General features: G+C 53.0%; 12 protein-coding genes. 6 read left to right on the top strand and 6 right to left on the bottom strand.

Features of this window, described 5'->3' with window-relative positions:
• Nucleotides 1–19 precede the first annotated feature (19 nt).
• From MKY74_RS30305 to MKY74_RS30285, 5 genes are all read left to right on the top strand, one after another.
• Complete coding sequence (locus MKY74_RS30305) at nt 20–535, top strand: mismatch-specific DNA-glycosylase (RefSeq protein ID WP_076173611.1); 516 nt, start codon at nt 20–22, stop codon at nt 533–535.
• Between the two features lie 624 nt (nt 536–1,159).
• The gene (locus tag MKY74_RS30300) at nt 1,160–2,332 is read left to right on the top strand and encodes a response regulator (RefSeq protein ID WP_076173613.1); all 1,173 of its coding nucleotides are present in this window, start codon (nt 1,160–1,162) and stop codon (nt 2,330–2,332) included.
• Between the two features lie 541 nt (nt 2,333–2,873).
• Entirely contained in the window at nt 2,874–3,128 is a 255-nt protein-coding gene (locus MKY74_RS30295) for a hypothetical protein (protein WP_076173614.1), read from the top strand.
• A gap of 33 nt (nt 3,129–3,161) precedes the next feature.
• Nucleotides 3,162–3,785: a class D sortase gene (locus MKY74_RS30290; RefSeq protein WP_076173615.1), complete on the top strand. Its 624-nt coding sequence runs from the start codon at nt 3,162–3,164 to the stop codon at nt 3,783–3,785.
• Between the two features lie 243 nt (nt 3,786–4,028).
• A complete protein-coding gene (locus MKY74_RS30285; RefSeq protein WP_076173616.1) occupies nt 4,029–8,615 on the top strand; it encodes an LPXTG cell wall anchor domain-containing protein in 4,587 nt (1,528 codons plus the stop codon).
• Nucleotides 8,616–8,881: 266 nt separating this feature from the next.
• Here MKY74_RS30285 and MKY74_RS30280 read toward each other — a convergent pair whose 3' ends face one another.
• The 5 genes from MKY74_RS30280 to qoxA form a co-directional block, all read right to left on the bottom strand.
• Nucleotides 8,882–10,000, bottom strand: coding sequence for an acyltransferase (locus MKY74_RS30280; RefSeq protein ID WP_076173617.1), 1,119 nt, complete (start codon nt 9,998–10,000; stop codon nt 8,882–8,884).
• Between the two features lie 181 nt (nt 10,001–10,181).
• Entirely contained in the window at nt 10,182–10,463 is a 282-nt protein-coding gene (gene qoxD / locus MKY74_RS30275; protein ID WP_076173618.1) for a cytochrome aa3 quinol oxidase subunit IV, read from the bottom strand.
• Between the two features lies 1 nt (nt 10,464).
• Nucleotides 10,465–11,061: a cytochrome aa3 quinol oxidase subunit III gene (gene qoxC, locus MKY74_RS30270; RefSeq protein ID WP_076173619.1), complete on the bottom strand. Its 597-nt coding sequence runs from the start codon at nt 11,059–11,061 to the stop codon at nt 10,465–10,467.
• Nucleotides 11,058–13,004 carry a cytochrome aa3 quinol oxidase subunit I gene (gene qoxB / locus MKY74_RS30265; protein WP_076173620.1) on the bottom strand — a complete coding sequence of 649 codons (1,947 nt, stop codon included), beginning with the start codon at nt 13,002–13,004 and terminating at the stop codon, nt 11,058–11,060. Before qoxB ends, qoxC begins: the two co-directional genes overlap by 4 nt.
• Before the next feature lie 27 nt (nt 13,005–13,031).
• The gene (gene qoxA, locus MKY74_RS30260) at nt 13,032–13,982 is read right to left on the bottom strand and encodes a cytochrome aa3 quinol oxidase subunit II (RefSeq protein WP_373309628.1); all 951 of its coding nucleotides are present in this window, start codon (nt 13,980–13,982) and stop codon (nt 13,032–13,034) included.
• A 425-nt stretch (nt 13,983–14,407) separates the two neighbouring features.
• On the opposite strand from qoxA, the gene MKY74_RS30255 reads away from it, so the two are divergent.
• Complete coding sequence (locus tag MKY74_RS30255) at nt 14,408–15,130, top strand: HAD family hydrolase (protein WP_076173622.1); 723 nt, start codon at nt 14,408–14,410, stop codon at nt 15,128–15,130.
• A 153-nt stretch (nt 15,131–15,283) separates the two neighbouring features.
• Here MKY74_RS30255 and MKY74_RS30250 read toward each other — a convergent pair whose 3' ends face one another.
• Nucleotides 15,284–17,269: a DUF2339 domain-containing protein gene (locus MKY74_RS30250; protein WP_076173623.1), complete on the bottom strand. Its 1,986-nt coding sequence runs from the start codon at nt 17,267–17,269 to the stop codon at nt 15,284–15,286.
• Nucleotides 17,270–17,387 lie beyond the last annotated feature (118 nt).

Below are 17,387 nucleotides of genomic sequence, written 5' to 3'. Positions count from 1 at the left end.
AATAAAGGAGGGGATGAGGATGCCCGAGGTACCAGATCATCTCGATGATGGCTTGTCCATCCTGTTTATCGGCTTTAATCCCAGCCTGCAGTCCGGAGAAACCGGGCACCATTACGCTAACCCGCGGAACAATTTTTACCGTATTTTGCACCGTTCAGGGCTGACGCCGAGACTGTACGATGCTTCGGAGGACCAGGACCTTTTGAAGCTCGGCTACGGTTTCACGAATATTGTGGCAAGACCGACCCGGGGCGTGGATGATATCGAGCGGCAGGAGTACGCGGAGGGAAGGGAGATTCTCCGGGGAAAACTGCGGCAGTACCTGCCGCAGATCGCCTGTTTTGTCGGCAAAGGCGTGTACACGGAATACAGCCGGCGCTCCAAAGTGGATTGGGGATTTCAGCCGGACCCCGTCATCCCGGAAATCCATGAGTTTGTGGCCCCCAGCTCAAGCGGGCTCGTGCGGATGCCGATGGAGGAGATCGTCGGAATCTACCGCCGGCTGGCGGAGTTTATAGAGAAGCAGGGATCCTGACTTGCACCGGCCCATCTAAGCAGGCGAAGCTCATTGGAAGCCCTGCTTTTTTGCGTTCAAAACCTGCGGATAACGAGACAAGTGAACATGAGAGGACACGGATAGTTCCCATTGTCCTTTCAGCTACATATAAGTAGAATAAGGTGCTGAGCGTGAAGACAGCCGGCACAGCCTTTACAGCGTGACACCTCAGATAATGGAGGATTTCCAATATGTCCAAAAGGAACCTCACCACAAGGAGACTCACCAAAAGGAATGTCGCCAAAAGAAAGCTTCGTCCGAAAAAGAGGCGCAGGCAGTCTGCAGAAGATCAAAAACTGAACCAACTCGCGTATACCTCGTCATTTATTGTCATCATTGCTTTAATTATAAAATTGATCAATATCGCGTTCTACAGTTAAAGGGCGTTTGTCCTCCGTACTTAAATTCACTAATTTACTAAACGAATTGAAGCGATGCCGAATTAATGATACTCTCGAATGGGGTAATCGTGGAGCAGCTCTGTGATGAAGCTTTTTTGCGGGGCTGCTTGCGGTATTGCTGTACATGATCTGACTCTAGCACAAAATCGCATCATTAGAAGACGTCGTGTTCGAAATGGCCTGAAAGGAGAACGCATAAACCTTGAAGATTATTCTTGTTGATGACGAATATCTCGCTTTGAAGAAAATGGAACGGCTCCTGCAGTCGCTGGAAGGCGTAAATCTGGAGCCGCTGACTGTCCGAGCCTTCCAAAGCCCTCTTCAAGCGCTGGATGCAGCGGCGGAGGACGCCCCGGACCTTGCCTTCCTGGATATCGATATGCCGGAAATGACGGGTTTTGAGCTGGCTGACCGCTTGCTCGCCATGTATCCCGGTCTGGAGGTTGTGTTTGTAACGGCCTATCAGGAGTTTGCTATAAAAGCTTTTGAGATTAACGCGCTGGACTATTTACTAAAACCGATTCATCCCGATAGACTGGCTGTCACGATGAAACGGGTGGCTTCCTCACCGCCGGCGGGTGCCCCTACGGAAGAGGGCCGATCCGTAAACCATATGATGCTTTGCTGTCTGAAAAATCTGCACTTTCGATCCGCCGACGGTAAGCTCCATTCTTTTTCCTGGAGAACCCTGAAAGCACCGGAGTTGTTTGCGTACCTGATCTATTACCGGAATAAAACCGTAAGCAAGCAAACCCTGATCGACCTGTTATGGCCGGACTTTAACCTGAAGAGAGCGACAACCCAGCTTCACACGGCCATCTATCAAATTAGGAAAACGATTAAGACGAGCGGCATGGATCTACATATCAAGTTTCAGGATGAAGGGTACCGGCTTGAATTCGGCAATGTGACACTGGATATCGAGGAATGGGAAAAAGATCTGCGCGGCGCCCCGCCAGTGGCGCCTGAAAGCCTTCCAGAGCATATCGCCATCATGGATAAGTACCCTGGGGATTTTCTGGATGAACACGGGTACGGGTGGGCAGAACCCGAACAGGAGCGGACCCGGCTGCTCTGGTTTGACCATGCGAAGAGAATCGCCGAATGCTGTGCTGGTCTTGAACAGCATGCGGAAGCTATCGGATTGTATCAGGAAATGATCCGAAAAATGCCTTACAGGGAAGAGGGATACGAAGGATTAATGAAGCTGTATGCCTCCCTCAACCAACGGGTCGGAGTCCGCCGGCTGTACCAGCAGATGACATCGGTTTTCTTGGAAGACTACGATATGGCTCCCAGTAAAGAGATCTCAGCCTGGTTCGAGGCGTGGGAGAAGGAACGCGTGCATGAGAAGGAAGAAGCAGACGTCCAATAATGAGAGAGATTAAACGTGAATCTCCGCTGTTAAGGGAAATGATTTACGGGCTCTTGTTTTTTGGAAGCGATGTCTACGGTCTTGTATAATACTTGTTCTTTTATGAGAATCTCCTTGATTTCTGCGTTCGACATTGTACTATATTTGAGCAACGTTTCCTTGAGAATACGCGTAACTTCCATGGATCCTCCTCAAATATCTTTATCTCTGACATATCGGTCCCAAATCTCGGGTTCCACGATATGAAGTATATGTTTGTATTATACAAAGTAGAAATGAACTTTATCTGAATATAGCATGGGAATGAAGAAGAAAACGGGTGCTGGAATAAGCATCCGTTTATTTTTTAGAAAAGCCTAAGTGTGTTGAAGGTCTGTTTTTTATCCATATTCAGAATTTATCCAGTCCGTTATGGTTTAATCGGGGTATGTTGGGTATCAGTATATTAATGCCTGATCCGCCGTCTCTGCGGCGAGAAGACAAATAAAGGTTATGTGGTGATCATATGAAACTATCCGACAAACAAAGGGAAGCGCTAAGCATGGCGCAACAACATGGCGGGCGGCTGCAACGCTGGAAGCATGGCGGGTATTGGACTTATGAGAGGGAGCCGGACGACTCCCGGAACCTATCGAAGCCGGGGTGGTATTGTACGACCAATACCGTTTTTGCGCTCGTTCGGCGGGGGCTTGTGAAAATGGACCACTGGGAGAGCTGCACGCTTACACCGGAACCGAAACGCGTCTTATTTGCAGGGATGGTCTGGGAAGAGAAATCCGGGAAGAAAAGCGGGTGACCACCGATTAAGATCAAACTATGGGCAGGCATCATGATTGCGGCTGGCGTAATCCTGCTGTGTTATCCAAAGCTGGCCGAATGGAGGGAAAACGCAGCGCAGCAGAAGCTGGCACGCGAATGGGGGCACAGTTTTCAGAACATCGGCGTGTCCGAGGAGGAACTTTCGGCCGGTGCTGCTGGCGGTGCCACAGATTATGACAAAGCAGACAATGAACCGAAGGGAATCTCGGCTGCAGCTTCTACCAATCCTCAGGACGGGAAGGTGGAGGGCATGCTTGTCATCGAGAAAATCGACTTAAAGCTGCCCATCCTGCACGGCGCCACCAAAAAGAATATGAAAACCAGCCTTGCCAGCATCGAGCATACCGGCATAGCCGGCCAGATCGGCAATTATGCTGTTGCAGGCCACCGCAGCCGGACATACGGCCGCAACTTCAACCGGCTGGACGAGCTCCAACCGGGGGATACCATCCGTGTAGACACCGGTTCAGAGATATTTGAATATACGGTGACAGACAAGCTTGTCGTCAAGCCGGAAGAGGTATGGGTACTTGAGGCAAACGGCCGGGACAGGGAAATCACCCTGGTGACCTGCGATCCGCTCGTGAATCCAACGCACCGGTTGATCATCAAAGGCAAGATGAAGTCTTCATAAACGCTCCTGCCTCCATGTGGAGGCGGGGCGTTTTTTTATGATTCAGAGTGCCGACGCCATCGTGTACATGAAGTTTCCGTACCTTCACTAGGCCCTCAAAGTCCTCAAAGTGAGATTCAGAACTTATTCAGAGGGACCCTTTATAGTGATTTTGTTTGCTGGTTCGACAAACACGGGCAAAACGCATCATTTTTTGCCAGCAGATACATTTCGATATAGAGAGTGAGAGGTGAAATCTGAAGGATGAGGAAAACATTTGGGAAGGTGCCCTATGTGTTAATGGCAGTATTTCTGCTGATTAACCTGCTGGTTCCTTCCGGTCTGGTGCGTGCTGAAACGGACGCCACCGGAGGTACAACCGGAGCGGTGGTGGTGACGGAGTCGGATACAGCCGCTTCGGATGCTTCAAGTGAGCCCGGCGGGGACGCACCGGCTTCCGGTGACGGAAGTGTGACCCCGGGCGATCAGGGAACGGATATGCCGGTTGGGGATGCTCCAGCGGCAGCGGCCCCTGGGGAGGAGCCACCCGCGGTACCGGCTGAACCCGACCCATCCACCGAAACGCCGGTCGCCTCGGACGAGGCTGCTGCCCCTGAAGGAGCTGTACAGGCGGATGCAGACCCGGCGCAGGGTGAGGTGATTACGAAGAACATCATTACCGATGTTCAAATGAAGGACGAAGAGGGGAACAAGCTTCAAGACATCCGTGTCGATATGGGAGCCAGGGTTCAAGTGGACGTGTATTGGACACTTCCTGCAGGCCACGGTTACCATGAAGGGGCTACCTTTACCTTCGATCTTCCAGACAAATTCAAGCCGGATCGGGAATTAGACGGTATCCTGACTGGCGACGTAGGTACCTACCATATTACGACGGATGGTCAGGTCACCTTTACATTCAGCAAGGAAATCGAGGATAACCTCGAATGGTCCGGGGATTTTTACGTATGGAGAAACTTCGACGGAAGTAAGTTTTCCGGCGGGACCAAGCAGGACATCGTCTTTGATTATCCTGATGATCCCATCGTCATCCCCATGCATTTTAATAACCCTACAGGCAGCGAAATCGACAAGTCCGGAACGCGGAATAAAGCGATGAACCCGAGTGAAATTACCTGGACGGTTGATTTCAACAAGGGTGAGCGTATGCTGACGGATGCGCAATTCAAGGATACGCTGCCGGAAGGTTTGGAGCTAGTCCCGGATTCCATCGAAGTCCACAAGCTGCAGGTTCAGCTGGACGGATCGGTGGTGGAAGCTCAGGATCCGTTTACAGGTTATGAGAAGATGAACGACTCCCTGAGCGGGTTTGAGCTAAAGTTTAATGGAAGCTCGGACAGCGCGTATCGGGTCCATTACAAGACAAAAATCACGAAAACGACGGACACAGCGTACACCAACAATGTGGAAGTCAACGGTGGCGGGCTGCTGCAGCCTCTGACGAAGTCGGCTAAGGTGGACACAAAGTACAGCAAGCCGCTCGGTAAAAAGTCCACAGGCTATGACGCAAATAGTCAAACTATCTCTTGGGCGATCCAGTACAACTACAACGAGCAGAGTTTGACGCAGGACAAGGCCTGGATCAACGATAAGTTCGATACGACTACCCAGGAACTAGTGGACGATTCGTTCGAAGTGTACGAGATGACGATTGATGATAATGGTACCGCTTCGCAAAAAAACGGAACGGCTCTTACTAAGGGCACCGATTACACCGTGACAAAATCGGAAACGGGCTTCAATCTCCAGTTCACGCATGATGTCAACGCTGCCTATGAAATTCGATACCAGACGAAGGCATCCGGACGAGTGTATGAAAATGGAGATGTCCAAAATACGGTAAGCATGCCGGGTGTACCGGAAGTTACGGTTGGACAACCAATTAAGCAGGTCATTTTCTGGAAAACGTACACAGGCACGAACTACAGCGACAAGACCATCGACTGGAAGCTTAGCCTGAACGATGACAAGAAGAATATGACGGATGTTGTCATTACGGATAACTTCGCAGGCCAGCACATGGAGCTGATTCCGGAGACTGTTGGAATTGACGGAATGAGCAAGGATGATTACACGGTTGAGCCTAATCCGGATTATGATACCGGGTTCAAGATCACGTTCCTAAAGGATATCGATTCGAGCTATGTGATCACGTACCAAACGAGCTTCGATCCGACCGCAGGCCAAATGAATGAATATTCGAACACTGCCCAAGTCGACTGGAAGGAAGGCGGCGTACAGCAGCCAGCCATCAGCAAAACCGTAAGCGCTCCGGCCGACGACTTCACCAAAAACAACGGCAGCAAAACCGGAAGCTATGACGCGACGACCAAGGAAATCACCTGGGCCTTAAACGTGAACTACAACCTGTATCACGTGAACGAGGCCGTCGTCAGGGATTTCTATTCGGGAGAGCAGACGTTCTTGGCAGACTCCCTGGTCGTTCAACCACTGGAGCTCACAGGCGGTGCGAATGGCGTTAAACCAGTGGGAACCCCGCTTGTACTGAACGCGGATTACACGTTAGAGACGCTGTCGGACAATGACAAACATGGTTTTGAGCTCGTGTTCAAAAAACCGATCGACGGCGCCTACCGGATCACGTACAAAACGAGCCTGAAAGACCATCCGGTGGCAGCAAACTACAGCAATGCCGCCGAAATGTACGACCGCGCACTGCCGGATACCAAGCTCTTTGTACAGTCTACCAATGTGAATCCGAAGTACGGCGGCGAATACATCAACAAAACAGGCGTACAGGGAGCCGCTGCGGATCAGGATTTTGCCTACTGGACCCTCAATGTGAACCGCAGCCAGTCCATCGTGGAGAACGCAGTGCTGACGGATACACTATCCACGAACCAGATTCTGATTCCGTCTTCGTTTGAGCTGTACAGTACGGCAGTGGACAAGAATGGAAACTTGACACAAAAGGCGCTCGTGGACCCTGATACATATACGCTTGACGTCCAGGATAATGCCTTTACCCTGACCTTCAAGAACACGATTCAGGAAGCGTACATTCTGAAGTACAAGTCGTTCATCAATGCCGATAGTGGCGAAACGATCACCAACAGCGCCAAATTTGCTGGCCAATCCTCGGGAAGCGTCAGCAAGGACGAAAATAAAATCGTCAATGTCAGCTTCTCGGGAGCTGGCGGCGGTGCCCAGACGGGCAAAGGAGACCTGACGATCATTAAAAAGGATGCAGGTTCAGGTGCTCCACTGGCTGACGCCCGTTTCGGACTCTATGATAAGACCGGCAAGACCCTCATTCGGGAGCTCGTTACCGATGATCAAGGGGAAGCGGTTTTCAGCAATACCCGGTACAATGACTACGTGTTGAAGGAATTGGCTGCCCCAGCTGGATATCTCATCGATGATGAATACCGGGCCGGCAAGAAGATTACTTTCAAAGCGGATGCAGCCGAAATAACCGTCACGAATACGAAAGGCGTATGGGATTACGAGCTTACGAAGGTAGACAAGGATGATCCTGCTAAGGTTCTGAAAGGAGCCGTGTTTAAGCTCCAAAAAGACGTGAACGGTACTTTCGAAGATGTCCCAGGGAAGACCGAGCTGTCTACGGAAGACGACGGGAAAATCCTGCTGGCCCATCTCGACGCTGGGAGCTACCAGTTGATCGAAGTGACAGCTCCTAAGGGATATAAGCTCGATGCGACGCCGATTTCGTTTACCATCGATGTGAACCAGTCAATCACTAAACAAGGTACCGCATTTAACGAAATCTATGTCGGTTCTGTGCAGCTGACCAAAACCGACGCTTATGACGGCACGCCACTGGAAGGCGCCGTGTTTAACCTGCTGGACGAGCAGGGGCACGAAGTGGCGGCAGGGCTGACTACGGATGCGGATGGTAAGGTGTCCGTTCCGAATCTCAAAGCGGGCAGCTATATGTTTGTCGAAGTTACTCCACCGGCAGGTTATCAGTCCAAGCCGGAACCGCTGAAATTCGAGATCGTGGATGACCAGCCGCTTCAGCTGACATTCACCAACGACAAGATCACCGGCTCGCTGAAGATCACCAAAATTCAAACCGGCCGGCTGGATATTCCGTTGAAAGGTGCAAAGTTCCGCATTCTTGATGAGAACAAGCAGCATGTACTGGATGCCAAAGGCGAGGAACTCGCCAGTCTGGTAACGGACGAGCATGGCGAATTAGGTGTAGACGGCCTGAGACCAGGCAAGTATTACGCCGAAGAGACCGCCGCTCCGGCCGGTTACTACATTGGGGAGGCACTGACCGAATTCGAAATCGTATCCGGTCAGGAGACCCAAATCACCATTGAGAACGGCCGCATCACCGGCGGAGGCGGCGGTGGAAGCAACGGCGGTGGCGGCGATTCCGGTGGTGGAGGTAACCAAACGAAACCGCCGGTAACGCCTACTCCGGATCCGGACGAACCGGAGCAGCCTGGGGGCAGCGAAACGCCAAGCGGCCCGAAAACTCCGAACATTCCAGGCGGAATAATTATCGGGCCGGCGCCCAGTGAACCGGGCCAGCCGTCGCAGCCGGGACAACCGTCCGAGCCAGGGCAGCCGAATGGCGGCGGCACAGCGGGCGCTGGCGGGACTGGAACGCAGCCTAGCCCGGGGGATGAAACCGACCCAGGCAAGAACAGCAGTGCTGGCGGCCAAACAGGCAGCAGCCAGGAGCCTGGCGAGTCATCCGCCGGGGGTGCGGCAACCCTGCCGAAGACAGGGGAAGCCAGCCCTCTGCCGATGCAGCTCGCAGGTGTGGGCTTGATTGCTCTGGGCGCAGCCCTGTTCGGTTTCAAGAAGAAACAAGCAGCCCAAAAGCAGTTATAGAATGAAGCGAATAGGGCAAAGCAAGTAAGATAAAAGCTGGGTAAATCAAGCAGTATAAAGCAAGCAGCCTGCCGCATAAACGGCAGGCTGCTTTTTTCATCCTAGACTCCAGCGGAGCGGACGGGTCAATTCCGGAGAAACGAAGTGGTCGCCTTTGTCAGCCCATGTTAACCTCAGAGTGGTCTATATCATCGAAAACATGGGCTGGCAACAGCGATCGGAGGAATGAGCCGTTTGCGCAGCGGGCTTACAGGTTTGCCCCAAGCTCACATCGTTCCGCTCTGAGACGCGCCGCGTTTGTTCCGGGCCTTCCATTTGGATTCCCCGACAAGATAGATGCCGAGCGGCGTATGCATGAGGAGCCAAGTGATCAGCCAAGAGGCGGCAAGCGCAGCAGCCCCGCCTGCCCAGGTGAGCAGGTGATAGGCGATCGGGCCGCTCGTCATGACAAAATGCCGCCACAAGATCAAAAAGTAGGGATGAATAAAGTAAATGCCGAAGGCGCAGGATCCGAGGGAAAACAGTACTTTTTGAAGTCGAGGTTTCCCTTCCAGGATTCGAACGAACAGCACCAAAAATACACACGCAATGCTGCAGTAGGCGTAATCCGTTATAAAGTTGATGTTGGATAGAAAAGGCTGGCGAATCCAATGGGGGTTAGCCAGCTGCAGCCATTTTTGCACGATAAAGAGCATTGCGGATCCCAGAAACAGCGCCGTCCACCGGTAGTTCCATTTCGGCGTTTCATCAGGAGACATCCCCTTTAACTGTTCGGCCATGTAAGCACCCAAGAAGAAATAAACGACGTAGGTCATCACGAAGGTCCCGGTTTTATGCATATGAAGCACATAATAGTTCAGCAGATAGAAGGCGATTTGCAGCAAGGCCCCCACGAGTATGGGATGCCGCCGGACCTGCCCTATCCTTTGAAACAACAGCGATAGGAGAGGAAACAGCACATAAAACTGGGCGATGATGATCATGAAATACAAATGGTCATAGCTGCCGCCAAGCGGCAAGCCTTTAAGAAACTTGCGGAGACCGTCTGAGAATGAAATATGCTGGATATACGACAGATAAGTGGAGTAATACACGGACCAGAACAAGTAAGGCAGCAGAATCCGCTTTAAGCGTTTCCAATAAAAAAGAAGCCAGTTGCCTTGAACGCCGCCGTCATAGCGGTAAAACAGGACGAGCGAGCTCAAAAACAGAAACGCCGGTACCGCAAATTGAGAAGCCGCATTCAGGATAAAATAGAGCGGGTACACGGTGGAATCCGTGGACAGAAAGGCTACCGGATAGGATGTCACATGGATGGTGACTACAGCCAAAATGGCAATGCCGCGCAAGAGATCCAAATAGGTGATCCTCTGTTTTTGGGCCAATACTTTGTTCGCCTCCATTGGAACGTTATCGTATGGCAACATTTGACGAGCCAATGGTTAGATTCGATTTTGCATAAAAGCATTCCTTTTTTTAACAGAAAAATAATCCAACAAAAAAAGGCTTTCCTGACCCCTTAGGATCAGAAAAGCCTTTGATATATCTGAGCTCAAGCTGAGCTTCTTACCATCCCCACAGCATCGTGAAGAGCGTACCGAAGATCGTAACCAGTCCGACGAACAACGCATAAGCAATGTTGAAGTACAGCGACTTTTTGTTGTCGGTCTCGCCGATGTGCATGAACAGTACGAGCTGCAGTGACGCCTGGATGAGCGCACACACGATCAGGATCCAGAGTCCGGCGGTCGGGTTCAAATCCCAGAACACCACGCCCAGTCCAACCACTGAAAGGATCAGCGAGAAGATGTATCCGATCACGTGCCGTATTGGAAATAAACGTGCCATATTACATCAGTCCTTTCATGTAGACAAAGCTGAAGATGAAGATCCAGACAACGTCAAGGAAGTGCCAGTACAGCGAGAAGATGAACGATTTGTTCGCCGTCTCATCCGTAAAGCCTTGACGGCCGACCTGAATCAGAATGCCGGCGCCCCAGAGAATACCCATCGTCACGTGAAGACCGTGGGTACCGAGCAGGACGAACAAGCTGGACAGGAACGCGCTCGTTTGCAGCGTAGCCCCTTCGTGAACGTAGTTGACAAACTCGGTGATCTCAATGCCCAGGAAGCCGAGGCCCATGAGCAGCGTGATGACGAAGAAGACGATCATCGGCTTCTTCAGATTGAGGCGCATGGCATGAATGCCAAGGCCGCAGGTGAAACTACTGGTCAGGAGCAGGAACGTCTCCCAAATGACGCCGTTCAGTTCGAACAGCTCTTTCCCCGTCGGGCCGCTCCCCGTCCGGTTCCACAGTGTGAAATAGACGGCGAACAGCGTGGAGAAGAGGGCGATCTCTGCCCCGAGGAAGAGCCAGAACCCGAAGATCTTGTTGCTGTTCTCTTCCGTTCTATACTCAAGTGGCAGTGAATCATTTATTTTCATACGGAATCACCCCGCAATTTCTGTTCAGTGGCGGCAATTTCCTCAGGTGAAATGTGATAGCCATGATCGCGTTCGAAGGAACGCAGAGCCAGCATGACTACGACAGCGATACCCGCAATGATTGCAGGAATGAACCAGCTGAATACCAGGAAAAAGCCTAGGAAAAACATAATGACGCCGAGAATGAACGGTTGACCGCTGTTGTTAGGCATATGAATCGGTTCGTAAGGGCCTTCCTCGTAGAGAGGTACCCCGTTGACTTTGGCCTCCCACAGTGCATCCATGGATTTGACGTTAGGTACCTTGGCGAAGTTGTACACCGGCACAGGGCTTGGCGTACTCCATTCCAGCGTACGTGCATCCCATGGATCTCCGTTTTCGTCGCGAGGGCTGTAACGGAAGCTCCAGTAGAAGTTGTAGCACAGAACAACAAATCCGATGGCCAGGATAAAGGCGCCGATCGTAGCCACCATATTCAGCGGGCCAAAGCCGGTATCGGCCGAATACGTGTACATCCGGCGCGTCATGCCGCTCAGTCCAAGGAAGAACAGTGGCAGGAAGGCCGTATTGAAGCCGACGACGATGAGCCAGAAGGCGGTCTTGCCGAGCTTCTCGTTCAGACGGAAACCGAAAATTTTCGGGAACCAGAAGTACATGCCTGCCAGAACCCCGAAGACGGTACCCGGAATCAATACATAGTGGAAGTGGGCAACCAGGAACATCGTGTTATGGTACTGGTAGTCCGCGCTGGCCATCGCCAGCATGACGCCGGTTACGCCGCCGATCGTAAAGATCGGAATAAAGGCCATCGCGTACAGCATCGGTGTCGTGAACGAGATTTTACCTTTCTGCAAGGTAAAGAGCCAGTTGAATATTTTGACGCCGGTCGGTACGGCAATCGCCATCGTCGTGATGGAGAAGAAGCCGTTGACCATAACGCCTGCGCCCATCGTATAGAAGTGGTGAGCCCATACGATAAAGGACAGGAGCGAGATGACCACCATACTGGCAACCATCGATTTATAACCGTACAAATTCTTTTTCGAGAACGTGGAAATAATATCACTGAATATACCGAAGGCCGGCAAAATAACGATATATACTTCAGGGTGTCCCCATACCCAGAACAGGTTGGCCCAGAGCATATCCATACCGCCATTCGCCATCGTAAAGAACTGGCTGCCGAAGATGCGGTCGAACATCATCAGGGCAAGGGCAACGGTCAGAACCGGGAATGCGAACAGGATGATAACGTTCGTAATCAGGACGGACCAGGTAAACATCGGCATGCGCATCAGTCTCATGCCTGGCGCACGCATTTTCAGAATCGTTACGATAAAGTTGACACCGGTCATCAGCGTACCGATACCGGAAATCTGAAGGGCCAGAGAGTAGAAGTTGTTACCTACGGTCGGGCTGAACTCCAGGCTCGCCAGCGGGAAGTAAGCGGTCCAGCCGGCATCCGGCGATCCCCCGATGACGAAGGAAATGTTGAACAGCATCGCTCCGAAGAAGAACATCCAGAAGCTGACGGCGTTCAGTCTAGGGAAAGCTACGTCGCGCGCCCCGATTTGCAGCGGAACGACAACGTTCATAAGTCCGATAACGAACGGCATCGCCATGAACAGGATCATGATAACGCCGTGCGTTGTAAAGATTTCGTTATAGTGCTGCGCATCCAGAAACTTCATTTCCGGAGCCGCGAGCTGCGTACGCATCAGCAGGGCGTCGACCCCGCCGCGGAACAGCATGATGAGTGCGGACAGGATATACATGACCCCGATCCGCTTATGGTCAACCGTTGTGAGCCATTCGCGCCACAGATAGCCCCACTTTTTAAAATAGGTCAGGCCGATCAGGATGGCGAGGGAAACGACGACGATACTGACCATGGCAGCATAGATCATCGGCTCACCGGTAACAAAAAATTCGTCCCATTTCATGCAGGTAGGTCTCCTTTCCAGTAGATGTTAGTTTCCATGTTCCATGGACCCCATATCTTCCATATTGCTCATATCCGAATGATCCATCGTTTCCGAGCCGGAATCTTTGTCACTGCTGCCGCTGCCGTGATGCCCTTCGGACATATCCATTTCAGGCGGCGGGTTGAACCCGAGATGCGTGGAAGAGAAGGATTCCCGTCCAACGTAGGAGGTTTTCAGCAGCGCGTTAAATTTGTCCTCAGTCAATTGAGGCGCGGTTTTCTTCACGTCGTCGACCCATTTGCTGAAGTCTCCGGCGCTCATGGACTGTACCTCAAACTCCATCTGCGCATAGCCTTTACCGGAGAAGTTGGAGTTACGTCCCATGAAAGAACCCGGTGTGTCGGCCAGCAGGTGAAGCGTGTTGACCATGTCGCTCATGGCGTACTTCTGTCCGCCAAGCTGCGGCACCCAGAAGCTCGTAATCGGTCCGTAAGAATACAGGCGGAACTCGATCGGGCGGTTTGTAGGAATATTCACATAGTTCACCGTTTCAACGCCTTCTTCAGGGTAACTGAAGTGCCATTTCCAGTTGGACGATGCGGCATAGATAACAAGCGGCTTCTGATCCTCGTAACCGGCAGGAACACTTTCCACCGCACTGGTCGTTTTGACCGTGACAACCGATAGAATGGCCACAATGATAACCGGAATCGCAATCCAGGTGAACTCGAGCCATTTGTTACCTTCTATATGAGGCGGGATATAATCGTCACTGGTTTTGCTTGCCCGGTATTTGGTCAGCATGATGATGTACAAGATGTAAACAACAATCAAGACGAAAGCCATCATCAGGATGGAGAAAATAATCGTGCTGGATTGCGTTTTTGCCTGCGGACCTTTCGGATCTAGCACGATGAGTGACGACGAGTCGCATCCGCTAAGCAGCAACATGATGGATACAAATAAACCAAAAAATAACCATCTTTTTTTCTTCACAGTGAGCTCCTTTCTAGCGTTACATGTAGCTGAATTGGTCTAAAAATAATGAACCTTATAGCCATAGCTTAGTAATCCGGGGGAACGAAAACAAATGCAACAAAAGTAATAAATGTAAATCATTTACAGATATTCTGTGAACATCTTCACATGATTTTTAAAAAAACCTCAAATTGTGCGAAAAATCACTGTAATCGCGGAAAATCGGGGATTTTCATTTTTGTTCAAAATTGCACAAGGCTTTGTCAATGTTGCCAGTTTCGTCACAATTGAAAGGGCTTATCATAAGCCGTTATCCGGATTTTTTCCTGCTGAAACAGCGGCTGAGGCGTCCCAAAAGCCCGCTGTATGGTACAATATGAGGGCTAATGCGGGCAGCAGCCGGCATGTGATCGCGGACTAGGCAGATGGGGGAGAACAAGAAAATGGGTGAACAAAGAGCGGTATTTTTTGACGTGGACGATACGCTGTATGACCATCTGGAACCGCTGCGGCAAGCGCTCGATCGCTTGATATCGCCGCCGGACGGCTTTCCTTATGAACAAGTATACCACCGGTTCCGGCATTACAGCGACTTGCTGTCGGCCCGGCATGGACATGTGAATGATCCGGCGAATGCGGGGGATCTGGAGGACATGCGCGAGCAGCGGATTCAGCTGGCCCTTGCGGAGTTCGGCATCGACGTGGACCGGGAGCAGGCGGCTGCGATTCAGGCGGCCTATTTGGAGGGGCAGTTCGACATTCGCCTGTTTCCGGGGGCGCAGGAGCTGATCCGGGAGCTCCAGGAGCGGGGCGATGTGGTCGGCGTGATCACCAATGGCCCGAAGGAACACCAAATGAACAAAGTCCGTGCGCTTGGGCTGGACAAGCTGGTGGGCTTGGACCGGGTATTCGTGTCCGGAGCGGTGGGCATGGACAAGCCGGATCCCCGGCTGTTCCGGTATGTGAACGAGGCGACGGAAACGGAGCCTGGGGCAAGCTGGTACATCGGCGACTCCTGGAACAACGACGTTATCGGCGCGCTGGAGGCGGGGTGGACATCAGTTTGGTTTAACCATCGGAAGGTCGAGCCATTTGCGACCGGACATCAGCCCCATCATATTCTGGGGGGATACGGGGAGCTGAGATCTGTTCTGCTGGGCGGTTAGCGGGTGGTTGGCTGTTATCATGAAAAAAAGGGTGCCTGCATCCATCGGGGATGTGCAGGCACCCTTTATTTTGGAAATCGACAAGCATGACTGCCGTGTATCGCGTCTTGAATGGAGCTGAATAACGTTCGTGCGGCGCAGTCATGGCCGTATTTATTCCGGCGGAAGCGACGGTGGTCCCGGCGGAGGTCCCGGTGGGGCTTCGGGATCGGCCCCTTTGCGTTTGTACAAAATTCGGGAAACGGCGATCCCGGCGACGCCCAGACCGATGAACAGGATCGCCCGCACGGCCAGCGACACGCCTGGCAGGTCGAAGAAGATGACCTTGAGCAGCGTGATCAGCAGGACGATCAGTCCGGCCAGGCGGACCATCGATTTACCCACCATGACGCCGTAAATAATAACGATGATCGCATAGAGGGCGTATTCGGCCGACAGGATCAAATGCTGAAGGTCGAACGACAGATTCCGCGTCAGAACCGAGGTCACTTCCGTCAGGAAGACGATGGACAGCAGCGCGGCGGACCACATCAGAATATCCGGTACTTTCCGCTGCCATTCTTCGGCCAGATGTCTGCGGAGGACCGCCGACAAGCCTGCCAGGCTGGCCAGGAGCGCGATCCAGGACAGCGTTTCGATCGACAGGATCTCGTGAATGATCAGCTGCAGAATGCTCAGTCCCCCAAACAAATACAGAATGGCGGACGTGATCTGCTGCATCCGGCTTCTCAGCAGGATGCCGAGGCCGAGCCCAAGGGACGCCTCGATCAGGACAGACAGCGGCAGCGCCTCCCGGCTGACGATTTCAACCAGCCAAATGAGCCAGGCGCAGGTCGCGATCGCCATGTATTGGTGGGGAACGCGGCCGCTCATCACCCGCCAGAGGGCGATCAGGCTGTAAATGACGGCCCAGATGATCATCATCATCGATTCGGGACCGGGGCCGCCCGCCTGATTGTACAAAGCGTAAATCCACAGCACGACCAGCCCGAAGCCGGTCATTAGCGATACCGTCTCGTCTACGCGGTGGCGGTACGGACGGACCAGCGAGAGGACGAGCAGCAGGGCGTGCTGCAGGAATACCGCGCTGAGGAAGACATGCCGGCTGCCTTCGAAATCGCCTGCCATGTATAGAATCATCAGCGGCAGATGCAGCACGCCAATGGACACGAAGTAGGCGGCACGGTAAGCATAGCGGATCGACAGCGCCGTCATCGCCAGAGAAAAGACGAGCTCAAAACCTGCGGCGATCCAGGCATTCGGTTCCGTGGATTTCACCAGGAACGGAATGAGATAACCGCCGACGGTCATAATGATCACGAGCGTCTGGGAGCGGCGCCTTACGGCGGTCCACACCCCCAGGGCGATGGACAAGATATATAATAGGAAAGCTAACCAGGACGGAATCAATTCATATAGATGATGCGCCGCAAAAAAGGTCAGCATGAGCACGGCGACAGAGCCGCCGAGCAGTACCTGCGCCAATCCTTCCCGCTGCCCCCGGACCTGCCGCTCCCCGAAGAAGTACATGGCGCCGGCGGCAACCAGGCCGAGGAGGCAGCGTACCGGCTGCGTCAGATACCCCGCCGACACGGCGGCGATAAAGCCCCACAGGACGCCGAGCAGCAGTACGACGATAAACACGCGCGGCAGCCACACCCGTGCGATGGCATGCTCCCAGTCCACGGGCGGCTTCGGCGGCTTGGGCGGCCGCTGGGCCTGCGATCCGGCGGGACGGGGCTGGCCATAATACGGCCCTTGGCCCGGCTGGCCTTGGTGCGGGCCCGCCTGCGCCGGGTAACCTGCGGTTCCCGGCTGGCCCGGATACGGCACCGTGCCGGGACCTCCAGGGTACCCCGGCACTCCCGGCTGCCCAGGCATCGGCTGCTGGCCTGGATGCCCCTGGTAAGGCTGTGACCCAGGCGGGTTCGGGTATGCAGCGCCCGGTGCCTGCGGCGACGCATAGGGAGCCTGAGGCGGAACCTGCGGCTGCACCGGCCGCTGGGCGTGGGCTCCCGGATTCACCGGCTGCTGCCGAGGATCACCCGTACCCGGCCTCTCCCGTCTAAGTTCGTTCAGCTCCAGCTCCATCGCTTTCATTTTCGCTTCGAGCTGCTCAATCCTTCTTTCCAAATCCAATAGCTGTTCACCCCTAAAAATTCCATAATTATGTATTTAACCGAGATGGTACTAATATAACACATCTCGGCTGGAACAAGAGCCATAATATGGGTGGACATGGGTAAACAGGACGGCA

It is taken from the genome of Paenibacillus sp. FSL R5-0378, assembly GCF_038009285.1.
GTDB lineage: Bacteria > Bacillota > Bacilli > Paenibacillales > Paenibacillaceae > Paenibacillus_AQ > Paenibacillus_AQ favisporus.
Note: the sequence above shows the minus strand (reverse complement) of the source record. Positions and strands in the feature narration are given on the sequence as shown.